The 22,779-nt window shown below is 74.8% G+C and carries 17 protein-coding genes and 1 pseudogene; 12 read left to right on the forward strand and 6 right to left on the reverse strand.

Annotation, left to right across the window (positions count from 1 at the left end; all coding sequences use genetic code 11):
- Window positions 1-67: 67 nt before the first annotated feature.
- Together C8E97_RS34750 and C8E97_RS35445 are read right to left on the reverse strand one after the other, a co-directional pair.
- On the reverse strand, window positions 68-1,105 hold the full coding sequence (locus C8E97_RS34750) for a glycosyltransferase family protein (RefSeq protein WP_170211921.1): 1,038 nt from the start codon (window positions 1,103-1,105) through the stop codon (window positions 68-70).
- Between the two features lie 438 nt (window positions 1,106-1,543).
- Entirely contained in the window at window positions 1,544-3,157 is a 1,614-nt protein-coding gene (locus C8E97_RS35445) for a S8 family serine peptidase (protein WP_211347091.1), read from the reverse strand.
- Between the two features lie 613 nt (window positions 3,158-3,770).
- On the opposite strand from C8E97_RS35445, the gene C8E97_RS20065 reads away from it, so the two are divergent.
- Window positions 3,771-4,418 (forward strand): response regulator transcription factor, encoded by a 648-nt coding sequence (locus C8E97_RS20065; RefSeq protein WP_121011964.1) that lies wholly within the window; start codon window positions 3,771-3,773, stop codon window positions 4,416-4,418.
- Between the two features lie 122 nt (window positions 4,419-4,540).
- Window positions 4,541-5,623: pseudogene (locus C8E97_RS20070) on the forward strand (sensor histidine kinase); the annotation flags it as partial.
- Between the two features lie 105 nt (window positions 5,624-5,728).
- On the opposite strand, the gene C8E97_RS20075 reads toward C8E97_RS20070, so the two are convergent.
- Window positions 5,729-7,237: an aromatic amino acid ammonia-lyase gene (locus C8E97_RS20075; protein ID WP_246019028.1), complete on the reverse strand. Its 1,509-nt coding sequence runs from the start codon at window positions 7,235-7,237 to the stop codon at window positions 5,729-5,731.
- Between the two features lie 63 nt (window positions 7,238-7,300).
- Between C8E97_RS20075 and C8E97_RS20080 the strand changes: the two genes are divergently transcribed.
- Genes C8E97_RS20080 through C8E97_RS20105 form a run of 6 tightly spaced genes read left to right on the forward strand, consistent with a single transcriptional unit; the run spans window position 7,301 to window position 15,787 of the window.
- Complete coding sequence (locus C8E97_RS20080) at window positions 7,301-8,851, forward strand: NAD(P)-binding domain-containing protein (RefSeq protein WP_121007087.1); 1,551 nt, start codon at window positions 7,301-7,303, stop codon at window positions 8,849-8,851.
- Entirely contained in the window at window positions 8,838-10,334 is a 1,497-nt protein-coding gene (locus tag C8E97_RS20085) for a class I adenylate-forming enzyme family protein (protein ID WP_246019030.1), read from the forward strand. Before C8E97_RS20080 ends, C8E97_RS20085 begins: the two co-directional genes overlap by 14 nt.
- Window positions 10,331-11,914, forward strand: coding sequence for an NAD(P)-binding domain-containing protein (locus tag C8E97_RS20090; protein ID WP_121007088.1), 1,584 nt, complete (start codon window positions 10,331-10,333; stop codon window positions 11,912-11,914). The genes C8E97_RS20085 and C8E97_RS20090 overlap by 4 nt, the downstream gene beginning before the upstream one ends.
- Window positions 11,911-13,107, forward strand: a complete 1,197-nt coding sequence (locus tag C8E97_RS20095; protein WP_246019032.1) for an alpha-hydroxy acid oxidase — start codon at window positions 11,911-11,913, stop codon at window positions 13,105-13,107. Before C8E97_RS20090 ends, C8E97_RS20095 begins: the two co-directional genes overlap by 4 nt.
- On the forward strand, window positions 13,098-14,498 hold the full coding sequence (locus C8E97_RS20100; protein ID WP_121011973.1) for a cytochrome P450: 1,401 nt from the start codon (window positions 13,098-13,100) through the stop codon (window positions 14,496-14,498). The genes C8E97_RS20095 and C8E97_RS20100 overlap by 10 nt, the downstream gene beginning before the upstream one ends.
- On the forward strand, window positions 14,495-15,787 hold the full coding sequence (locus C8E97_RS20105) for a cation:proton antiporter (protein ID WP_121007089.1): 1,293 nt from the start codon (window positions 14,495-14,497) through the stop codon (window positions 15,785-15,787). Before C8E97_RS20100 ends, C8E97_RS20105 begins: the two co-directional genes overlap by 4 nt.
- Before the next feature lie 338 nt (window positions 15,788-16,125).
- Here the strand turns inward: C8E97_RS20105 and C8E97_RS20110 are convergent, their stop codons facing one another.
- The gene (locus C8E97_RS20110) at window positions 16,126-16,848 is read right to left on the reverse strand and encodes a GntR family transcriptional regulator (protein WP_170211922.1); all 723 of its coding nucleotides are present in this window, start codon (window positions 16,846-16,848) and stop codon (window positions 16,126-16,128) included.
- Window positions 16,849-16,998: 150 nt separating this feature from the next.
- Here C8E97_RS20110 and C8E97_RS20115 point away from each other — a divergent pair, with 150 nt between their 5' ends.
- The 4 genes from C8E97_RS20115 to C8E97_RS20130 all read left to right on the forward strand — a co-directional run bounded on the left by C8E97_RS20115 (window position 16,999) and on the right by C8E97_RS20130 (window position 21,281).
- Window positions 16,999-18,204, forward strand: a complete 1,206-nt coding sequence (locus C8E97_RS20115; RefSeq protein WP_121007091.1) for an ROK family transcriptional regulator — start codon at window positions 16,999-17,001, stop codon at window positions 18,202-18,204.
- Window positions 18,205-18,248: 44 nt separating this feature from the next.
- The gene (gene ligD / locus C8E97_RS20120) at window positions 18,249-19,193 is read left to right on the forward strand and encodes a non-homologous end-joining DNA ligase (RefSeq protein ID WP_121011979.1); all 945 of its coding nucleotides are present in this window, start codon (window positions 18,249-18,251) and stop codon (window positions 19,191-19,193) included.
- Window positions 19,194-19,399: 206 nt separating this feature from the next.
- Window positions 19,400-20,698, forward strand: coding sequence for a M28 family metallopeptidase (locus tag C8E97_RS20125; protein WP_121007092.1), 1,299 nt, complete (start codon window positions 19,400-19,402; stop codon window positions 20,696-20,698).
- Window positions 20,699-20,828: 130 nt separating this feature from the next.
- Window positions 20,829-21,281 carry a DUF4383 domain-containing protein gene (locus tag C8E97_RS20130; protein ID WP_121007093.1) on the forward strand — a complete coding sequence of 151 codons (453 nt, stop codon included), beginning with the start codon at window positions 20,829-20,831 and terminating at the stop codon, window positions 21,279-21,281.
- A gap of 224 nt (window positions 21,282-21,505) precedes the next feature.
- On the opposite strand, the gene ligD (C8E97_RS20135) is transcribed toward C8E97_RS20130, so the two are convergent.
- Both ligD (C8E97_RS20135) and C8E97_RS34760 read right to left on the reverse strand, forming a co-directional pair.
- Complete coding sequence (gene ligD, locus C8E97_RS20135) at window positions 21,506-22,462, reverse strand: non-homologous end-joining DNA ligase (RefSeq protein WP_246019033.1); 957 nt, start codon at window positions 22,460-22,462, stop codon at window positions 21,506-21,508.
- A gap of 134 nt (window positions 22,463-22,596) precedes the next feature.
- Window positions 22,597-22,734, reverse strand: a complete 138-nt coding sequence (locus C8E97_RS34760) for a hypothetical protein (RefSeq protein WP_170211923.1) — start codon at window positions 22,732-22,734, stop codon at window positions 22,597-22,599.
- Window positions 22,735-22,779: the final 45 nt, after the last annotated feature.

The raw sequence follows: 22,779 nt of genomic DNA on the forward strand, positions 1-22,779 counted from the left end.
TCAGGCGGTCGTCGGGACTGTCCGGGGCGTGGTCCGGGACCTCGGGCCCGTGCCGTGCCGCACGTGCTCAGTCCTCGGGTTTGCCCGCGGCGGCCATCGGGGCCGCGTACGGCGCGATGATGCGCATCAGCTCGGCCTCCCACGCGCTGGGGTGCACGGCGCGGGTGTCCTCGGCCGGTATCGCGCGCGCCGCCTCCACGGCGGCCAGCAGTGCCTTCGTGGTCTGCTCGGCGTTGTACCGCTCCACCAGCCAGCGGCGGCCCGCGTCGCGCACGCGGTCCTGGTCCGGCAGCCGCACGAGGTCCAGCGCGCGGTCGGCCAGCTCCACCGTGCGCAGGTTCGGCACCGGCCAGGCCGACGGCGCCTCGAACAGCTCGTCGCCGCCGCCGAGGCCGTAGCCGGTGACCAGGCAGCCGCTCGCCAGCGCCTCGGCGACGGGCAGCCCGAAGCCCTCGCCCTCCGGCGCGCCGAGCGCGACGAACACCGAGGTGTCGGCGAGCGCCTCGGCGACCTCGCCGTGGGTGAGGCCGCGGAGGTCGCGCAGCTCCACGCCGGCGCTGCGCGGGTCGTTGCGCAGGATCTGCTTGAGCAGGGCGCTCTCGGCGGGCCGCTTGCGCGACATCCACGCGATGCTGGGCGTCTTCGCGGCGGGCCGGAACATCCGCGCGTCGATCGGGTTGGGTATCAACCGCGGCGACAGGCCGGGCAGCGCCCGGCTGAGCACCTCGACCCCGTCGCGGGACACCGTCCACAGCGCGGGCGGTGTGCCCCAGCCGGGGTACGGGTCGAGGTCGGGGCAGGTCAGGAAGGTCAGGAAGTGGCCCTGGACGAAGATCGCCTTGCGCCCGCCGGGAGCCGGGTCGCGACCGGGCAGGACCGTCAGCTCCGGCACGACGAGCAGGTCGTCGGCGGACAGGTCGAGTTCCGCGCCGGACAGCGTGGGCACGTCGTCGTCGAACCAGTCGTAGCGGAACCCCGGTGTCGGCGACCAGCGGTAGGCGTCGACCCCCGCCGCGGCGAGCAGCGCCACGTGCTCGGTCAGCAGCCGGTTCCCGCCGACGGGGAACTGCACCTCGAACCCGGCGTACACAACCCTGCCAGTCAACACCCACCCCGTATCCGCACCGCGGCGGCGCACCGCGGCACCGCTCGTCACCGAACCGATCGACTGGGCCCGGTTGGCGACGCTGCCACACCGAGGACGCTTGCGCGCGACGGGTCCGCCCGAGAGCCGGACCACGTCAGGACCACACCTCGACCGACGCTAACCGCTGCCGCACGCACCTGGCAATGGTCTAGTCCATTCAAGGCGGAACTCTTCCCTTTCGGGCCGACGCGGACGCCGGGGGTGCACCGGCGCTTGACAACGACCGGGCGCGACCACCACGCGCGCCGGGGCGCACGGGTCGGTCGCGGTGCACCGCCGGCGCGACGCGCCGACCCCGGTGGAAAGACCACAGTGGACGGTCCAGTGCCACGTGGCCGACGACCGCGTGGCGCGGGACCGGTGGTGGCCCCGCGCCGCGCCGTCACGTCCCGGAGGTCAGGAGACGGTCCAGGTGAAGGTGGTCTGCCCCGGCAGGGTCGAGCTGTCGCTGGCGTACACGGTGGTCGTGTAGGTGCCGGGAGTGGTCGGGGTGCCCGAGATGACGCCGGTGCCCGGCGCGATGCCCAGACCGGCCGGGAGGCCGGACGCCCAGTAGGTCAGCGGGTCGTCGTTGCCGTCCCACGCCTGGATCGCCAGGCTCGTCGGCTGGCCCGCCTTGGCCTGCCGCGGTCCGGGGTAGGCGACCCGCTCCGGGAAGTTCACGCCGCTGAGGTAGTGGCCGATCGCCGTGCGCAGGTTCGGCAGCGGGCCGATGTGCTGCGTGCCGCTCTGCGCGGTGCCCGTGGCGATCAGGATCTCGCGGGCCTGGGCGGGCGACAGCGTCTCGCCGTTGGCCTCCGCCGCGCTGAGCAGCGCCGCCAGCGCGGACGCCACCACCGGCGACGCGCTCGACGTGCCGCTGAAGTACGCGGTGTACTTGTCGTTCGCGCCGGTGCCGTGCAGGTCGCCGTAACCGGTGGTGGTCACGCACTCGCCCCAGCCCTGGAGGTCGACCCGCGTGCCGTAGTTGGAGAAGCCCAGCTTGGAGCGCGGCGTGCCGGTGCAGCCGGGAGCCGCGCCCGCGCCGACGATGATCGCGCCCGAGTCGGGCTTGTCGGCCGGGAACCGCGCGCCGAAGCACGGGTCGTTGAGGTCCTGGTCGCCGTTGCCGCCCGCCTCCACGACGTGCCGCCCGGACTGCACCGCGGTGACGATCGCGTCGTACACCGAGTCCCAGACCTCCATCGGCGCGTAGTCGCCGCAGTAGCCGACGTGCTGCTCGATGAGCAGGATGTCGCCGACGTCCACGTTGGCCGCCGCCGTGAGGATCGCGTTCGCCAGGTCGTAGCCGTTCTCCTGGCTGACGACGTTGGTGTAGTGCAGCCCCGCCTCGGGCACCAGGCCGGTCACGCCGAACCCGTTGGCGTCGGCGCCGATGACGCCGGTGACGGCCGTGCCGTGGTCGATGCTGGTCGGCGTGAAGTCCGGCGTGCCGTTGGGGATCAGGCCACCGGGCAGCCGCAGCTTCGACAGGTCCTCGTGCTGGGGGTTCCAGTTGCGTTCCAGGTCGACGACCCGGACGTGGCCGCCCTTGCCGCCCGGTACGGTGCCCGCGTAGTCGGCGTCGATGCCGCTGCTGGAGTACGGGTCCGCGTAGCCCTGCTGGCCGGAGAAGTCCGGCGTGGCCGGGTCGCTGCCCTCGGGCTGCGGGTAGGCCACCTCGACCTCGGGCAGGGCGGTCAGCTCCCGCGCGGCGGTGGCGGCGTCGACACCCGGCGCGAGCCGGACGCGGTGCCAGCGCTCCAGCCCGGACGGCGATTGCGCGCCCACCCGGCCGAGTCTGGCCAGTCTCTCGTCGAGCCGCGCGAACAGCGGCGTGGTGCGGGCGATCTCCCGGCTGTCCAGCACCCGGCGCACGGCGGCGACACCGGCGCCGGAGGCGAGCTTCACCTCCAGCACCGCGCCGGGCCCGGCGGGCGCCGCGACGGCGGCGGCGGGCGCGGTCAGCGCCGTGACGCCCGCGCCTGCCGTGAGCGCCGCGATCAGCAGCGGTAGCGACTTCTTCCTCACAGAGTTGCCCCTTCGTCGATGGCCACCGGTGAGGGGGAGCGGGACCGTCGAGGGCGCGGCGAAGAGCACCACCCGCTCGGCGGTGCGCGGACAAGGTCCTTGGTGGAACTCCCCCGGTGGTGCCCCAGTGCCTTCACCTCAGCGCACATCGGCGGCGATGTCCAGCGCCGCGGGTCGGATGAGCCGGTCAGCCCGGTGTTTCGGGTACGCGTTGCCGAAATCCCGGCACGCGCAGGGCTTCCGTTGGGACGCCAGGGCATTCGCGGGCGCCGTCGGCGCGTCCCTGCGCCGCGCCACCGTCCCGCGTCGGCGGCCTGCGGCCTGCGGCGCTGCGGGGCTGCGGGGCTGCGGGGCTGCGGACGGTCCACCGGCGACGGTCGCGGGGCGACCCGTCGTGCCCGCGGTCGCGGGCGACCCGTCGTGCCTCCGGGCGTCCGCCCGGTCTGTGAACGGCTCCGGGCCGCGCCGCGGTGACCGGGCCGTAGTGCCCTCCGGTCCGGAACGCACTCGACCACTGGGAGCAAGGCGGTGATCGCGTTGGCGGACTACCCCCTGGTGGGATTCTGGTGAGGTGCACGGCACCACCGGATACCGGCCGGCCAACCGCTCGCGGTTGCTCCTGGTCGAGGACGACAGCGAACTCGTGGAGTTGCTCGCCGACGCCCTGCGCGGCGAGGGCTACGCCGTCGACGTGGCCCTGGACGGGCACCGGGGGCTGCACCTCGGGCTCACCCGCCCGTACGACGTGGTCGTCATCGACCGCGGCCTACCCGCCCTCGACGGGCTCGACCTCCTGGTGCGCCTGCGGGCGAGATCGGTGCGCGCGCGGGCGTTGATCCTCACCGCGCAGGGCACCGTCCACGACCGGATCGACGGGCTCGACGCGGGCGCGGACGACTACCTGGTGAAGCCGTTCGACCTGGACGAGCTGAGCGCGCGGCTGCGCGCGCTGTGCCGGCGGGCCCTGGAGCTGAGCGACCTGCTGCACATCGGCGCCGGGCTCCTGGACGTCGGGCAGCGGGAGGTGGTGCTGCCCGACGGCGGGCGGGTGCCGCTGACCACACGGGAGTTCGGGCTGCTGCGGGTGCTCGCGACCCACCCGGACACCGTGCACACGCGGGCGGCGTTGCGGCGGACGGTGTTCCAGGACGCCCCATCGCAGTCCATTGTGGACACCTATGTGTACTACCTGCGGACGAAACTCGGCCGTTCGGCGGTGCACACGGTGCAGGGCCTCGGGTACCGCCTGGGGTCGCTGTGAGCCGGTCGTGGGCGGACGCGGAGCGCGTGGTGGTCCGGCGGGCGCGCCTGCGGGTCAGCGTGCTGGTGGGGCTGGCGATCACCGTGCTCGTCGGGTTCGTCGGCGGGATCGCCTACGCCGTGATGGTGCACTCGCAGGACGAGCAGGTCACCCGCGAGCTGAGGTACAACGCGAAGTACGGCGCGCCGTCGACGCCGCCCGGCTGCACGTGGCTGTTCACCTTCGACGGCGGTGTGGTCGAGGAAGGGGTGCTGCGCGCGCCCGAGGGTTTCCCGCTGCGCGACGACCTCGACGTGGTGCGGGCCTCGGGCCGGGAGGTCGAGCGCACCGTCGAGCGCAACGGCACCGAGTACCTGGTGCTCACGCGGCCCGGCTCCGGCGACCGCACCGTGCAGGCGGTGTTCGACACCCGCTACCAGCTCGCCGACCGGCGGCACCTCGTGGTGGCGCTGGTGATCGCGGAACTCGGCGGCCTGCTCGCGGCGGCCGTGACGGGGCTGGTGGTCGGCGGGCGCGCGGTCGCGCCCCTGGCGGAGGCGCTGGCCAGGCAGCGGCGGTTCGTCACCGACGCGAGCCACGAGCTGCGGACGCCGATCGCGCGGGCGTACACGCGGGCCCAGCTGCTCGTGCGGCGCGCCAGGGCGGCCGACCTGCCCGACGAGCACCGCGACGGGCTGGACAAGCTCGCCGGCTCGATCCGGGGGCTCGGTGACGTGGTGGACGACCTGCTGCTGTCGGCGCGGCTGAGCGAGGAGTCCGGCGGGCTGGACGGTCGGCCGGTCGACCTGGCGGCCCTCGCGGAGGCCGCGGTGGCGACGGAGGCCGAGCGGGCGGCCGAGCGGCGCATCGCGCTGACCGTCGAGCGCCCGGCCGGCCCGCTGCTCGTGACGGGCGTCGAGACCGCGTTGCGCCGCGCGGTGGACGAGCTGCTGGCCAACGCGGTGCGCCACACCGGGGCGGGCGGGCGGATCGACGTGCGCCTCGGGCGGGGGCGGGACGGGTGCGTCGAGCTGACCGTCGCCGACACCGGCGAGGGGTTCGACCCGGTCGAGGCGGACCGGCTGTTCGACCGGTTCCACCGGGGGCGGGGCGGCTCCGAGCGGCGGTTCGGGCTGGGGCTCGCGCTGCTGCGGGAGGTCGTGACCGGGCACGGCGGCACCGTCGAGGCGGTCGGCTACCCCGGCCGGGGCGCCCGGTTCACGCTGCGGCTGCCGGCGGCCGGCCCGGCGGGGGGCGCGGCGGCGGCGACGCCTGCGGCGGCCGGGGCGTCGGCGCGGGCGTCCGCCTCGTGGTGGGCCCCGGCCGGGGCCTCACCGGCGGCCACCGGTGACCAGGTCGGCGGCGAGGCGCACGTCGGCGTCGAGCGGGCGGTCGGGGTCGACGGGCCGGATCGCGTCGGCGAGGGCGTCGAGCAGCGCGGCGCAGCGGGGCGCCGTGGGACGCCTGCCGCCCACGTGGACGGCCTGGCGCAGGCCGAGCGCGAGTGACCCGCACAGCAGGCGCAGCAGCTCGGCCACCTCGCAGGCGCGCAGCGCGGCCTGGGTGCCGAACGGCACGACGTCCTGGTTGTGCAGGTTGGTCGGCAGGCTCTGGGTGCTGGCGGGCGCGGCGGCGCGGCGGATCTCGGCGACGAACGCGGTCGTGGCGAGCTGCACGCCCTGGAGCCCGTGCTGGCGGCCGGGGCCGGCGGCCAGCATCGGCGGCAGGCCGGTGTTGCGCGCCGGGTCGACCAGCAGGTCGAGCTGCCGCTCCACGAGGTTGCCCAGCGACGCGGTGACCAGCGCGAGCACGTCGGCGGCGAACGCGGCCGGCTGGCCGAAGAAGTTGCCGCCGTGCGCGACGACGTCGTCCGCCGGGAAGAACAGCGGGTTGTCGCTGACGCCGGCCAGGTCGGCGGACACGACGCCGTCGACGTAGCGCAGCGCGTCCTCGGCCGCGCCGAGCAGCTGCGGCGCGCACCGGATGCTGTAGGGCTCCTGGAGGGGTCGTTCGCCGCTCGGGACGACACCCGCCAGGGCGGCGCGCATCCGGTCGGCGACGGCGGTCGCGCCGGGGTGGCCGTACGCGGAGATCAGCCGGGGGTCGAGGAAACCGGGGTCGGCCCCGAGGAGGTCGACGAGCAGGCAGGTGAGGTCCTGGGCGGCGCGGTGCGCGGCGCGGACCCGGTCCAGCGCGAGGGCGGTGGCTGCGGTCGTCACCGACGTGCCGTTGACCAGCGCCAGCGCGTCGCGGCCGTCGAGGGCGAGCGGGCCGAGCCCGGTGCGGCGCAACGCCTCCGCCGCGGGCGCGCGCTCGCCGTCGACGTAGGCGTGGCCGCGGCCGCGCAGCGCCTGGGCCGCGTAGGCGAGCGGGATGAGGTCGCCGCTCGCGCCGACCGAGCCGTGGCGCGGCACCGCCGGGGCGAACGTGGTCGCGAACATCGCGGCGAGGCCGTCGACGACGTGCGCGGAGACGCCGGAGACGCCCTGCGCGAGCGACCACGTCCGCACCAGCAGCGCGGCGCGGACGACGTCGGCGGGCAGGTCGGGCCCCTGCCCGGCCCCGAGGTGTGCGAGGGTGTTGTCGCACTGGTCGGCGTCCTCGGCGCGCCCGGCGAAGGCGATGAGCGCGCCGAACCCGGTCTTGACGCCGTAGACGGGCCGGTCGTCGTCGGCGCTCACGGTGCGCAGGTACTCGCGCCCGCGCTCGACGCGGTCCCGCACGGCTGGGCTGACGAGCACCGGCAGCGGCGCCGCCGCGCGGTGGAGGTCGACCGCGCGCAGCGGCGCGCCGAGGTCCACGGGTGCGTCGGTCGCGGTGTGTGGGGTGATCGTGGTCACGGCACCGACGGTAGGCAGCCGATCTCAGAGCGTTCTGATACCGCGTCGGTAGCTTCCTGCCGCATGGCGCACGACTACCTGATCATCGGGGCCGGTCCCGCCGGCCTCCAGCTCGCCGCCCTGTTCCAACGCGACGGTCGCGACTACGCCGTCCTGGAACGCGGGGCCGGTCCGGGCACCTTCTTCACCCGCTACCCCAGGCACCGCACGCTGATCTCCATCAACAAGGTGCACACCGGTGACGCCGACCCGGAGCGGCGGCTGCGCGCGGACTGGAACTCCCTGCTGTCCGACGACACCGGCCCGCGGTTCACCCGCTACAGCGACCGGTACTTCCCGGCCGCCGACGACCTGGTCCGCTACCTGGCCGACTTCGCCGCGGCCGGCGGCGTGCGGGCCCACTACGGGACCGAGGTGGTGCGGATCTCCCGCGACGGCAGCGGTTTCGCCGCCGTCGACGGCGACGGGCGGACGTGGCGCGCCGCGCGGCTGGTCGTGGCGACCGGCGTCTCGCGGTTGCACGTGCCGCCGATACCGGGCATCGAGCACGCCGAGCGCTACGACACCGTCGACACCGACCCGACGTCCTTCACCGACCAGCGGGTCCTGGTCATCGGCAAGGGCAACTCGGCGTTCGAGACGGCCGACGCGCTCCTCGAACACGCGGCGGTGATCCACGTGGCCGGGCCGCACTCGGTGAAGTTGGCCTGGCAGACGCACTTCGTCGGCCACCTGCGCGCGGTCAACGCCAACTTCCTGGACACCTACCAGCTCAAGACGGGCAACGCGGTCCTGGACGGCACGGTCGAGCGCGTCGAGCCCCGGCCCGGCGGCGGGTTCCGGGTGCTGTTCCGCTACGCGCGCGCGGTGGAGTCGTCGCGGGAGCTGGAGTACGACCGGGTCATCGCGTGCACCGGGTTCCGGTTCGACGCCTCGGTGTTCGACGAGGGCTGCCGCCCGGCGCTGGTGATCGACGACCGGTTCCCCGAGCAGACGTCCGCGTTCGAGTCCACCACGGTGCCCGGCCTGTACTTCGCGGGCACGCTCACGCAGCAGCGCGACTTCAAGAAGTCGACGAACGGGTTCATCCACGGCTTCCGCTACGGCGTCCGCGCCCTGCACCGGATCCTCGCCGCGCGCCACCACGACGAGCCGTGGCCGGCGACCGACCTGCCCGCGTCGCCGGAGGCGGTCGCCGACGCCGTGGTCGCGCGGGTGAACCGGTCTTCCGGGCTGTGGCAGCAGTTCTCGGTGCTCGGCGACGTGGTGACGGTGGCCGGCGGCGGCGCGCGGTACGCGGAGGAGGTGCCGGTGGCCTACCTCGCCGACGGCGGGCTGGGCCCGGCCGGGCACCGGTTCGTCACGACGCTGGAGTACGGGCCGGACCACGACCGCGTGGACCCGTTCGACGTCTCGGTGCCGAGGGTCGCCGAGAACGACGCCGCGAACGCCGCGCGGGCGAGCTACCTGCACCCGGTGGTGCGCCACTACCGGGACGGCGCGCTCGCCGCGACCCACCACCTGGCGGAGAACCTGGAGAACCACTGGGACCTGCCGCCGGTGCACCAGCAGCCGCTCGCGACCTTCGTGGAGGAATGCCTTGCGGGCGCGTGAGGCCGGGCCGTTCCCGCGCGCGGTGCTCGACGCGCTCGACGCCGCCGCCGACCGGCCGGTGTTCGAGCACGGCACGCGCCTGGTCACCGGCGCGGCGATGCTCGACCTCGTCGCGCGGGTCGCCGCCGGGCTGCGGGCGGAGGGCCTGGGTCCGGGTGACGGCGTCGCCCTGCTGCTCGGCGTCCACCCGGAGGCGTTCGCCACGATCCTCGCCGCCCACGCCGTGGGCGCGAGGGTGGTGGGCGTGCGGCCGGGGCTGCCCGACGCGCAGGTCCGGCACCTGCTGGGACTGGACGTCGCCGCGGTCGTCACCGACTCCGGCACCGCGCACGTCCCGCGCGCCGACACCGCGCGCGCACCGCGCGCCCTCACCGTCGACGCGCTGCGCGCGGCACACCCCGGCACCGGTCCCCTGCGACTGGCCGGACGGCCGGCGGACGTCGCCCGGCTGATCCACACCAGCGGCAGCACGGGCACGCCCAAGGCGTGCGCGCAGACCTACGCCGCGCTGACGGCCGGGTGGGCCGCGCGACCGGGTGCGTGGCCGCCCGCGATCCGCGACCTGGCGCCCCGGCTCCGCCGCCACCTGGTGTTCGGGACGCTGTCGAGCCAGGTGATGTTCGAGTACGCCGTGCTGGCCATCGCCGCGGGCGGCACGGCGGTCGTCGCCGACGACCCCGCGCTGCCCGGCGCGATCACCCGCCACCGCGCGACCGGCAGCGTGATCACCGTGCCGCGCCTGGCGAAGCTCGTGGCGGCCCAGCGCCGCGACCCGGCCGACCTGTCGACGCTGCGCGCGCTGGTGGTGTCCGGTTCGCCGCTGACGCCCGACCGGCACCGCGAGGCGCTGGAGGTGCTCGGGCCGGTGGTGTTCCACGGCTACGGCCAGACCGAGACCGGCATGATCTCGATGGCCACGCCCGCCGACCCGCCGGGCTCGGTCGGCGTCCCGCCGCCCGCCGTGGCCGTCGAGGTCCGCGACGCGCGCGGCGCGCCGGTCCCGCCGGGCGTCGACGGCGAGCTGTTCGTCCGCACGCCCGCGCAGGCCGTCGCGTACTGGGCGGACCCGGAGCGGTCGGCCGAGGTGTTCGCGGACGGCTGGGTGCGCACCCGCGACCTGGGCCGCCGCGACGCCGAGGGCCGCCTGCACCTGACCGGCCGCACGCGCGACGTCGTCATCGTCAACGCGAACCTGCACTACGCGGGCCCCATCGAGCGCGTCCTCGCCGAGCACCCCGACGTCGCCGAGGCGTACGTGGTCGCCGTGCCCGACGACGACACCGGCGAGGCGGTGCACGCGTTCGTGGTGCCGACCGCCGGCCGCCCGCCGGACCCGGCGGCCCTGCGCGCGCTGGTGACCGCCCGGCTGGGCGCGGCGTGCGCGCCGGCGCGGGTCACCGCGATCGCCGAACCGCCGCTCGCGCCGAGCGGCAAACCCGACAAGCGCCTGCTGTCCACCCCGCACGTGAGGAGAAAGCCGTGATCACCGAGGTTTCGACGGAGTGCCTCGTCATCGGCGCCGGCCCGGCCGGGTTGCAGGCGTCTTACCTGCTCTCCCGCGCCGGGCGGGACCACCTGGTGCTGGAGGCGGGCGACGCGCCCGGCGCGTTCTTCACCCGGTTCCCCCGGCACCGCACGCTGATCTCCAGCAACAAGCCCAACACCGGCTGGGACGACCCGGAGCTGAACCTGCGGGTCGACTGGAACTCGCTGCTGTCGGACGACCCGTCGCTGCTGTTCACCCGCTACACGCCGCGCTACTTCCCGGCCGCCGACGACATGGTGCGCTACCTGGGCGACTTCGCGGCGAAGAACGACCTGCCCATCCGGTTCGGCGCCAGGGTCGTGTCGGTGACCCGACCGGACGACTTCGTGCTGCGCGACCAGCACGGCGTCACCTACCGGGCGCGGCGGCTCGTGGTCGCCACCGGGGTGTCCCGGATGCACGTGCCGCCGATCGACGGGGTGGAGCTGGCCGAGCGGTACGACGAGGTGTCGGTCGACCCGGCCGACTTCACCGGGCAGCGGGTGCTGATCGTCGGTCGGGGCAACTCGGCGTTCGAGACCGCCGACAACCTCATCGAGACCGCGGCGGTCATCCACGTCGCCGGCCCCGGCTCGCTGAAGCTGGCGTGGCGCACGCACTTCGTCGGGCACCTGCGCGCGGTGAACAACAACTTCCTCGACACCTACCAGCTCAAGTCGCAGAACGCCGTGCTGGACGGGCGGATCGCGGGCATCCGGCGCGACGGCGACGGCTACCTGGTGCGGGTCGCCTTCGCGCGGGTCGCGGAGCGGGTGAAGGAGATCCGCTACGACCGGGTGATCCTCGCGACCGGGTTCCGGTTCGACGCGTCGATCTTCGCGCCCGAGTGCCGCCCGGAGCTGACCATCGACGACCGCTTCCCGCACCAGACCGCGGCGTGGGAGTCGGTGAACGTGCCCGACCTGTTCTTCGCGGGCACCATCACGCAGGCCAGGGACTTCAAGAAGTCGACCAGCGGGTTCATCCACGGCTTCCGGTACGGGGTGCGGGCGCTGCACTGCGTCCTCGAACACCGCTACCACGGCGTGCCCTGGCCGAACCGGGAGCTGGAGCCCACCCCGGACGCGGTGGCCGACGCGGTCGTCGAGCGGGTGAACCGCACCTCGGCGCTGTGGCAGCTGTTCTCCTTCCTGGCGGACGCCGTGCTCGTCGGCCCGGACGGGACCACCCGCTACGCCGAGGAGGTGCCGCTGGACCACCTGCACGAGGCGGTGGCGCGGGGCGACTTCGGCGACGTCGACTCCTACCTGGCGGTGACGCTGGAGTACGGCGAGGGCCACGACCGGGTCGACCCGTTCGACATCACGGCCGGCCGGGTGTCCCAGGAGGACACCGCCGGGCTCGACGGCCGCTACCTGCACCCGGTGGTGCGGCACTACCGGGGCGGCGTGCTCGTCGGCGAGCACCACCTGACCGAGAACCTGGAGAACGAGTGGGACAGCGAAGAGGTGCACCGCGCGCCGCTGCGGGCTTTCCTGCGCGCCCGGCTCGCGCGGACCACCGCGGTGGCCCCGTGAGCGCCGGACTCGCGGGCCACCGCGTGACCACCGCCGGCGCCGGGCCCGCCGACCGCCGCGGGACCACCGGCACCGGACCCGCCGACCGCCACCGGACCACCGCCGGCGCCGTTCTCGCGGAGCTGCGCGAGCGGGCCCGCGCGGTGCTCGACCCGGCGCACTACGACTACTTCGCGGGCGGGGTCGGCGACGAGGTGGTGCTCGGCGGGAACGAGGCGGCCTTCCGGCGGCTCGCCCTGCTGCCGAGGGTGCTGCGCGGCGCGCCGACCCGCGACCTCTCCGTCGACCTGCCCGGCGGTCGCCTGGCCGCGCCGGTGCTGGTCGCGCCGACCGCGTTCCACCGGCTCGCGCACCCCGAGGGCGAGTCGGCGACGGCGCGTGCGGTCGCGGCGGCGCGGACGGTGCTGGTCTCCGGGGTGGCGTCGACGGTGGCGATCGCCGACGTGGTGGCCGCGGCGCGGTCGGTCGACCCGGACGCGGCGGTGTGGTTCCAGCTCTACCCGCAGCCCGACGACGAGGTGACGGCGTGCCTGGTGCGGCGGGCCGAGCGCGCGGGCTGCACCGCCCTGGTGGTGACCGCCGACTCTCCGGTGCTCGGGCGGCACCGGCGGGACGCCGAGCACGGCTTCCACGACCTGCCCGCCGGGCTCGCGGCGGAGAACATGCGGGACCTGCCCGGCGCCGCGCCGGGCGCCCTCCGGGACATCGCGATGTCGCCCGCGGTGTCCTGGGCGCACCTGGACCGGCTGCGGGCGTCGACGTCGCTCCCGCTGTGGCTCAAGGGGGTGCTGCACCCGCGCGACGCGGTGCTCGCGGTCGAGCACGGCGTGTCCGGTGTCGTCGTGTCCAACCACGGCGGCCGGCAGTGCGACGTGGTGCCCGCGGCCGTCGAGGCGCTGCCCGCGGTGGTCGACGCGGTCGCGGGCCGGGTGCCGGTGGTGCTCGACGGCGGCGTGCGGTGCGGCGGCGATGTCGCGGTGGCGCTGGCGCTCGGCGCGGCGGCGGTGGGCGTCGGCAGACCGGTGTTGTGGGGCCTGGCCGCCGCCGGGGAGGCCGGGGTGGCGCGGGTGCTCGACGTGCTGCGCGACGAGGTCGACCACCTCCTCGCGCTGTGCGGCGGGCGCGACCTGGCCGACCTGACCCGCGACCAGGTCGTCGCCCGGAGCGCGGGGGTGTGCGCGCGATGTGGCTGACCGGGTTGCTCGCCGCCGCCGCACTCGTGCTCACCGCGCCGCGCTGGCTGCCGGCGCGGGTGGTCGCCCTGCGCGCCAAGGTGTTCGCGAAGGTCAACGGGGACAACGCGATCACGTTCCCGAACGCGCAGGTGGGGCCCGAGCGGTTCCAGGAGGTCTACGGGCACCCCGCCGCGAACGGCCGCAGCAGGGGAGCCGCGCTCTCGGACCTGTTCTGGTACTGGCTCTCCCCCGGCGCGGAGGTGCACCAGGAGCACCTGGAGGCGGGCCCGCGCTACGACGACGTGGCGCGCACGACCCGCGCGCTGCTGTCCGGTCCGGCCGACGAGCTGGCGGACGCGGCGGCCCGCTGCGCCGGGCGGGTGCTCGACGAGCTGGTCACCGGACGGGTCACGCCGGTGCGGCTGCGCGACCTGATGGTGCCGGTGTGGGCGGAGTACTGCTACGAACTGGTGTTCGGCGAGCCGTGCCCGCGCGCGGCGCGCGACCTGATCGCGGGCCACGCCGACGACGTGGTGACGGCGCTGAAGTGCACCGGCCTGCGCCACCCCGCCCGCCGGGAGCGCCTGACCCGCTACCTCGCCCGGCGGGTCGCGGCGGGCGACGTGCGGCGACCGCTGCCCGCGAGCCTGTCGCCCGCCGAACGGGTGCACTACCTCCAGGGCACGTTCTTCAACACGGCCGTGGTGCAGCTGTCCGAGGCGATGGCGCACCTGCTGCTCGCGCTGGCGCAGCACCCGGAGGTGGCGGACCGGCTCCGGCGCGACCCGGCCGACGACCGCTACTTCGCGCACGTGCTGGACGAGACCCTGCGGCTGTACCCGCTGTTCGGCATCGCTCACCGCATCACCACCGGTGAGATCGACCTGGGCGGGGGCACCACGTTCCCCGAGGGGACGGTGCTGTGCTTCAGCTACCCCGACTACCACGCCGCCGGCCACCGCGACCCCGGCGTGTTCGACCCGGACCGCTGGGCGCGGGTGCCCGCCCGCGCGGCGCACCACATCCCGTTCGGCGTCGCCGCCAACCGCCCGTGCCCGGCGTGGCGGCTGTCCCCGCTGGCGCTGCGGGCGGCGACCGCGGAGGTGCTGCGCCGCTTCACGCTGCACTCCACGGTCACGCACACCCGGTCGCTGCCGAACCGGGGACCGTGCCTGCTGGTCCGGGCGGACGGCCCGCCGCCGCGCCACCTCGCCGCGCTCGGCGCGTTCCTGCGCGTGCGCGACCGGTGGGAGGACGTGTGGCGCAGCGTCGTCCAGCTCGTGCTGGGCACGGTCATGGTGCTGCACGCGCGCAGGCTGCGCCTGGCCGGGCGCTACTTCGAGACCCACGACACCGCGGGGTGCCCGCCGGGGCACCGACCGCCCGACCACCGGGAGAGGGCCGAGTGAACCAGATCGAGTTCGCGTTGCGGGTGTTCGCCGCGCTCGCGGTCGTCCTCGTCGCGACGACCCTGTGCGGACGCCTCGCCATGCTGGTCAAGCAGCCGAGGGTGGTCGGCGAGATGGTCGCCGGCGTCCTGCTCGGGCCCGCCCTGCTCGGCGCGGTCGCGCCGGGCGTGCAGGCCGACCTGTTCCCCGCCGACGTCAAGGACGTCCTCTACGTGCTGAGCACCATCGGGCTGACGTTCTACATGTTCCTCGTCGGCGCCTCGCTCGACCACGGCCTCGCCGGCGGGCGGAACGTGCGGCGGGCCTCGGTGCTCGCCGTGTCCGGCATCGTGCCGACGTTCCTGCTCGGCGCGGGCGCGGCGGCGCTGTTCTTCGACTCGCTGAGCCCCGGCGGCGGCAGCCTGTGGGAGTTCATGCTCTACGTCGGCGGCGCGCTGTCGATCACCGCGTTCCCCATGCTGGCGCGCATCCTGGAGGAGCGCGGCATCGCGAACACGCCCATCGGGGGCCTCACCCTGGTCGCGTCCGCCATCGACGACGCGGCGGCGTGGGTGATCCTGGCGGTGATCATCGCCGTCGGCACGGCGGGCGGCCCGCTGGACGCGCTGGACACCGTGGCGGGCGCGGCGGTGTTCGCGGCGCTGATGCTGACGGTGGGGCGCAGGCTGCTCCGCGCGCTGGGCGAGCGGGTGGAACGCGCGGGCCGGATGAGCCGCGACGTCATGGCGCTCGTCCTGCTCCTCGTGCTGGCGGCGGGCTGGTTCACCGACCACATCGGCGTGTTCTCGGTGTTCGGCGGGTTCATCACCGGCCTGGCGATGCCGCAGTCGGCGATCGTGCGGCGCGAGCTGACGACCCGGCTCACGGACCTGAACTCCATCCTGCTGCTGCCGGTGTTCTTCGCGTTCAGCGGCCTCAACACGGAGGTGTCCGGGTTCGGCGCGGGCGGCGCGCTGTGGCGGCCGCTCGCGGTGATCACGGCGGTCGCGTTCGCCGGCAAGTACCTGGGCTGCGCCGCGGTGGTCCGCTGCCAGGGCTTCCCGTGGCGGTACGCGTCGGCGGTCGGCGGGCTGATGAACGCGCGCGGGCTGATGATCCTGATCTTCATCAACATCGGCCTCGCGCACGGGCTGGTGACCTCGGAGCTGTTCGCGATCCTGGTCGCGGTGGCGATCCTCACCACCGCCGCCGCGATGCCGATCTACCGGGCGTCCCTGCCCGACGGCATGGACCGGGCGGAGGCCGGTCCCGTGCCGCCCCCGGTCGTCGCGCCGAACGCGCGCGGCTGATCCCCGGTCGGACCGCATGCGCCGGCGGTCCGACACTCCCCGCGCGGTCTTCGGACGTGTCGTGTCGCTCAACGCCGCGACCACGTCGACGCGTCGCCCGATACGTCCCGCGAGTGGTGTCAGTGACTGACACCACTCGCGGACCCGACGACATCACCGGAGGTGAAAGGCTTGCGGCCAGGCCCGTCGAGCCGGCCATGCCACGGCGCGGGCGACGGGTGCTCCCGGTCCTCGGCCGCCTTGAGGCCGAGGCGGCGTCTCCCCGCACAGGCGGGGCGATCCGGGCGATGCACGGGACCCCGGGGAACGTCGAGGCACCCGCGCACGCGCGGCGGCGGTCAGCCCGTGAGCGGGATGGTGAACTTCGGCGCCGAGCCGCCGGTGCTGGACACCGTGGTCGTCGCCTCCACCGGGGTGCCGGACGAGCCGTGCGTGATGCGGTGCACCACCAGCACCGGCGCGTCGAGCGGTATCTCCAGCGTGCCCGCCTCCGAGCGGCTGGGCAGGCGTGCGTCGAGCTGCACGGTCGCCACGATCGGGTCGAGGCCCGCGTTGCGCAGCAACGGGGTCAGGTCCGGGTGCGGCGTGTCGTTGCGGTCGGAGATGTCGTGGCCGGTGTGCTGCTCGATGGTCGTCGCGACGGCCCGCGGCAGCCACTGCTGGTCGATGCTCGTCACGCGAGCGCCCGTGTGGTGGTGGCGGACGCGGTGCACCACCAGGCTGCCGGTGGCCAGGCCGAACCGGCCCGCGATGTCCGGCCCGGCGGCGGTCCAGCCGCTGAGCACCACCTTCGGGTAGGTCGCGCCGTCGGGCAGGATGCGCGGCACGCCCCGGTCCGGCGGCGTCGTCGTGCCGCACACCAGGGTGCCGAGGCCCTGCTTCGAGGTCGCCACGCCCTGCGCGACCAGCACCGCGACGGCGGCGCGCGCGGTGCCGCGGGCCACCCCGAACCTGCTCATCAGCTCGTGCAGCGTCGGCAGCGCGCTCCCCACGGGGTACTCGCCCCGGTCGATCGCCCCGATCAGGTGATCGGCGATCAACCGGTACTTCACGTCTTCCACAGTCGCCTCCCCCAAAGCCGATCTCACCGCAGGGACGTGAGCTGGGCGCACTTAGTAACGAACCGTTCGATACTGTGCTATGGTCTGGACCACTTGTCAAGGGGATGGCTCTGCTAGCGTTCGCGGGCACGAGGGTGAAAGCGAGGCTGGGTGACATCCGGACCAGCGGCCACCGGGCCCCACGTGCTGCGGCGGATCAACGCCACCGCCGTGCTCAACGCGCTGCGCGCCGCCGACGGCCACACCGCCACCGTCTCCGACCTCGTCGTCGCCACCGGCCTGTCCCGCCCCGCCGTCACCCGCGCGCTGACCACCCTCGCGGAGTCGGGCATCGCCGAGTTCGCGGGCACCACCGAGCACCAGATCGGCCGCCCCGCCCAGCGCGCCCGGTTCCGCGCCGAACTCGGCCACGTCGCCGGCATCGACATCGGACCGCACAAGCTCCACGTCATGACCGCCGACCTCGCGGGCACCGTCCTCGCCGAACGCCGGGCCACCACCCCGCCCGAGCCGACCGGCCCGCGCCTGGTGGCGCTGCTGCGCGCCACCCTCGCCGACGTCGCCGCGGAAGCCGGCATCACCCCGACCGACCTGTGGTCCGTGGCCGTCGGCACGCCCGGCATCGTCGACCACGACCGCGGCGAGGTCGTGCTCGCGCCCAGCATCCCCGGCTGGAGCAGCCTGCCCATGATCGCCGAACTGCGCGACTGGCTCGGCTGCCCCGTCGGCATCGAGAACGACGTCAACCTCGCCGTCGTCGCCGAGCGCTGGCGCGGCGAGGCGGGCGACAACCTCCTGTTCGTCCAGTGGGGCGAGCGCATCGGCACCGGGATGGTCATCGACGACAAGCCCTACCGGGGCGCGTCCTCCGCCGCGGGCGAACTCGGCTTCATCGACCTCGTCACCGACCTGGACGACGAGCCGAAACCGCCCACCGACGGCCTCGGCGCGTTCGAGAGGCTCGTCGGCGCGGGCGAGATACTGCGCCTGGGCGTCCAGCGCTGCGAGCGACCGCTGCGCGACCGGCTCACCGGGACCGACGACATCGGGCCGCTGTTCGACGCCGCCGCCGCGGGTGACCCCGCCGCGCTGTCCGTCGTGGACACCATCGCCACCAGGTTCGCCCGCGGCCTGGCCGTGCAGCTGCTCATCATGGACCCGCAGTGCGTCGTCGTCGGCGGCGGCGTGTCCCGCGCGGGCGACGTGCTGTTCGACGCCGTCCGCCGCCGCCTCGGGCGGCAACTGCTGGTGCCCATCGACCTGCGCGTCTCGGCCCTCGGCGCGGGCAACGTCGCGCTCGGCGCGGTCCGCATGGCCCTGGACCAGGTGGAGGAACGCCTCACCGCGCTGCTGTGACCCCGCCACTTGCCCACCGGGCCCCGACCGGGGAGGGTGTGGGCGTGGGAGCTGCGGAGGAACGTGACGGCGTCTCGTTGACCAACCTCGACCAACCGCTGTTCGAGGGCGCCGACGCCGCCAAGCGCGACCTGGTCGACTACCTCGACGCCGTGCGCGACCGGATCCTGCCGCAACTGGCCGGGCGGCCGCTGTCGGTGGTCCGCGTGCTGCGCGGCCAGGACGCGTTCATGCAGAAGAACGTGCCCAAGTACACGCCGGACTGGGTGCGCACCACGCGCGTGTGGGCCGAGGCGTCCAAGCGGCAGGTCGACTACGCGCTGTGCGACGACCGGCGGACCCTGCTGTGGTTCGCCAACCAGCGCGCCGTCGAGTACCACGTGCCGCTCTCCCGCGTCGACGACCGGCAGCGGCCGACCCACCTCGTGCTCGACCTCGACCCGCCCGAGGGCGAACCGTTCTCCTCCGTCGTCGGGGCGGCCCACCTGGTGCGGCGCGCGCTGGCCGACGCCGGCCTCACCGGCGCCGTGAAGACCAGCGGCGCCAAGGGGGTGCACGTCTTCGTGCCCGTCGACGCGAGCGACGACGACGCGGCGGCGGCCACCAGGGCGCTCGCCGCGCGGGCGGAACGGCTCGACCCGACCATCGCGACCACCGCCTACCTCCGGGAGGAACGCGGGGGCAAGGTCTTCCTCGACTCCACCCGCGCCTACGGGGCCACCGTGGTCGCCGCCTACAGCCCGCGCGTCCGTCCCGGCACACCGGTGTCGTTCCCGGTGTCGTGGGACGACCTGGACCGCATCACGCCAAGCGACTTCACCCTCCGCACGGCGCCCGGCCTGCTCGGCGACGCCGATCCGTGGCGGGCCGGCCTCCCCGCCCCGCAGGCCCTGCCGGAGGACCTGGTCGAGGAGGGCCGCGCGATCCCGGTCGCCCGAGTGGTGGCCATGCACGAGGGCAAGCGCCGCGCCCGCGAGCGCCGCGACTGACCCTGTCCCGCCGCGCCTGACGCCGTGCTGCCGGGCAGGCGCCCCCGTGGCCGCCGATCAATTTATTCCAGTCTGCACTGAAGTCATGAAATAAATAGAAATGTCGCTTTTGCGTCCGAACGCGCCACGACGAACGTCGCTACCGCCGAGGAGCCGTCGCCCCGCAGGCTCATCGTGGCGATCCCTACATCCCTGCGGAGGCAGCCATGTCCCTGAAGAGGACGATCCCGGTCGCGAGCGCCCTGCTGCTCGCCGCGACCCTGCTGAGCCCACCGGCCGCGCCGGCGGCGCCGGCCGCCCTGGCCGCGCCGGACATCCCGCTGGCCAACGTCCAGGCCCACCTCAACAGCCTCCAGACCATCGCCACCAACAACGGCGGCAACCGGGCGCACGGCCGGCCCGGCTACCGGGCCTCGCTGGACTACATCAAGGCGAAGCTCGACGCGGTCGGCTACACGACGTCCGTCCAGCAGTTCACCCACGGCGGCGCGACCGGGTACAACCTGACCGCCGACTGGCCGGGCGGCGACGCGAACAACACCCTCATGCTGGGCGGCCACCTGGACAGCGTGGGCGCCGGGCCCGGCATCAACGACAACGGCACCGGCTCGGCGGGCATCCTGGAGGTCGCGCTGACCGTGGCGCGGGAGAACCTCAAGCCGGAGAGGCACCTGCGGTTCGGCTGGTGGGGCGCGGAGGAGCTGGGCCTGGTCGGCTCCAACTACTACGTGGCGCAGCTGCCGTCCGCCGAGAGGTCCCGGATCAAGGCGTACCTGAACTTCGACATGATCGGTTCGCCCAACCCCGGCTACTTCGTCTACAGCGCCAGCGGTCAGCCCACCGGCTCGGCGCAGCTCCAGCAGACGTTGCAGGCCGCGTTCAACGGGGTGGTGGCGACCGAGCTGACGTCGGTCGGCGGCCGGTCCGACCACGCGGCGTTCGCGCGGGCGGGCATCCCGGTCGGCGGTCTGTTCACCGGCGCGGAGAGCGTCAAGACCGCCGCGCAGGCGGCCAAGTGGGGCGGCTCGTCCGGGGTGGCGTTCGACCGGTGCTACCACCGCGCGTGCGACAACATCGGCAACCTGAACACCACCGCGCTGGACCGGATGAGCGACGCGATCGCGCACGCGGTGTGGGCGCTGGCCGGTGTCGGCACGCCGGGCGGGCAGAAGTTCGAGAACACCGACGACCTCCCGGTGCCCGACCAGGCCGCGGTGGAGAGCACGATCACCGTCTCCGGTGTCGCGGGCAACGCGCCGTCGGCGCTCGTCGTGGGCGTGGACATCACCCACACCTACCGGGGCGACCTGGTGGTCGACCTGGTCGCGCCGGACGGCACGGCGTTCCGGCTGAAGGATTCCGGCAGCGACAGCGGTGACAACCTCGTCACGACCTACACGGTCGACGCGTCCGGCGAGGCCGCGAACGGCGCCTGGAAGCTGCGGGTGCGGGACGCGGGCCCGCAGGACGTCGGCACGATCAACGGCTGGTACCTCCAGTTCTGAACCGACGGTGGCGGCGGGGCCTCCCCGCCGCCACCGTCGAGTGACCGCGAATCACTCCGCCGGGTGATACTCGCCGGTTTCAGGGCGCGCGGGCGGGTATCCGATCACCGGAGCTACGGAAGGACCGGTGATGGCTACCTCTACCACCCGTACCGCACGACGTCCGGTGCAGGTTGCCGCGCTGCTGGTGGGCGCGTTGTTCCTGCTGGTCGGGCTGCTCGGCTTCATCCCCGGCGTGACCTCGGGCGACCTGGCGTTCGCCGGGCCGCACTCGGGCGCGCTGCTGTTCGGCCTGTTCGCGGTGTCGGTGCTGCACAACCTCGTGCACCTGCTGTTCGGGGTGCTCGGCGTGGTGGCCTCGAAGTGGCGCGGCGCGTCCAGGGTGTTCCTCGTCGTCGGTGGCGGCGTGTACCTGCTGCTGTGGGTCTACGGCTCGTTCATCGGCCACGGCGGACCGCTGCCCGTGAACGCGGCGGACAACTGGCTGCACTTCGGCCTCGGTGTCGCGATGATCGCGCTCGGCGTGGCGACCACGGCGGTGGAGCGGTCGCGGGGGCAGTACCCGGGACGCGAGCAGTATTGAATGGCCCGACTCCGTCGGGCGGCTCGGCCGCCTGGGAGTCGGCGGCACACGGGGCGGGTCCCGCCGATCGAAAAGCGTGATCGGCGGGACCCGCGCCGTGAACCACCGACGCGGCCTCGCGGGGGCGCGTGCGGGAGGGAGCGGGGAGGCGAGAGGGGCCGGAGGGCCGGAAGGGGCTCGGGCCAAGGGCGTGGTCAGGGTGGGGCTCGGGGCCGAGGGCGTGCTCAGGGTTGTATGTCGTCGGGGGTCTTGTCCGGGCGTAGGCCGCGCCACGAGGCGTGGCGTAGGCGGCCCTCGGTGGTGAACGTGCGGTACTCGACCTCGCCTACCAGGTCGGGGTGGGTCCAGTGGGCGGCTCGGGCGTGGTCGGGTGGCACCGCGTCGACGAAGGGCGGGTCCGGCCGTTCCCGTGCCCGCAGGCGCTCGTGCAGGTCGGCGAGGCTCGCCGCGGTGAAGCCGGTGCCGACCTTCCCCACGTACCGCGGGCCGTCCGGGCCGGGCACGCCGAGCAGGAGCGAGCCCACGGTGCCCGCGCGCCTGCCGTCGCCGGGCTGCCAGCCGCCGACGACGACCTCCCGCGTGCGCACGAGCGGGACCTTGACCCACGACCGGGAGCGGCGTCCGGGCTCGTAGCGGGACGTCACCTTCTTGGCGACCACGCCCTCCAGGCCGTGGTCGCGGGCGGTCGACAGCACGTCCTCGCCGTGCACGCCGGTGAAGCACGGCGGCACCCGGACCGCGTCGGCGGACAGGGCGAGCCCGTGCAGGAGTTCCCGCCGCCGCTCGTAGGGCTGATCGACCAGCCGCGTGCCGCCCGCGTGCAGCAGGTCGAACGCGTAGTAGACGACCGGCACCCGGCGCAGCAGCGCCTCGTCCGGCCGCCCGACGTGCATCCTCGACTGCAACCGCCCGAAACTGGGGCGCCCGGCCTCCAGCGCCACGATCTCGCCGTCCAGCACCACGCCGTCGACCAGCGCGCCGAGCGCACCCACCTCGGGGTAGGTCCGGGACACCTCCAGGTCGTTGCGGGTCATCAGGCGCAGCCGCCGGTCCAGCACGTAGGCGACCGCGCGCACACCGTCCCACTTGAACTCGAACGCCCAGCCCGGCCCATCCGGCAGCGCGCCGGCGGTGGCCAGCATCGGCCGGACGAGGTCCGGGAACACCGCGCGTTGCTCCATCGCGACCGTCCCGTTCAGACGGTCCCCCTCACGCGGTCAGTGTCACCCGGACGGCCCAGCCCCGCACGTCGTGCCCGGCGGCCGGGTCCGGTACCGGCGCGCCGGCGCCCCGAGGGGCGTCGGCGCGCCGCGGCTCAGGACGGCTGGGCCTGCTCCGACTCCGGGAACGGGTCCGGCGTCTTCTCCCGCAGGTCCCGCGCGGCGGCCTCGGCCTCGTCGATGAGCTGCTGGGTCCGCTCGAGCTGCCGCTCGTCGGGTTCCGGTGTGGTCATCCGATCCTCCTCGGTGGTCGCCCGGAGGGTTGCCGGCGCCGGGCG

The sequence above is a fragment of the Saccharothrix australiensis genome (genome assembly GCF_003634935.1).
GTDB lineage: Bacteria > Actinomycetota > Actinomycetes > Mycobacteriales > Pseudonocardiaceae > Actinosynnema > Actinosynnema australiense.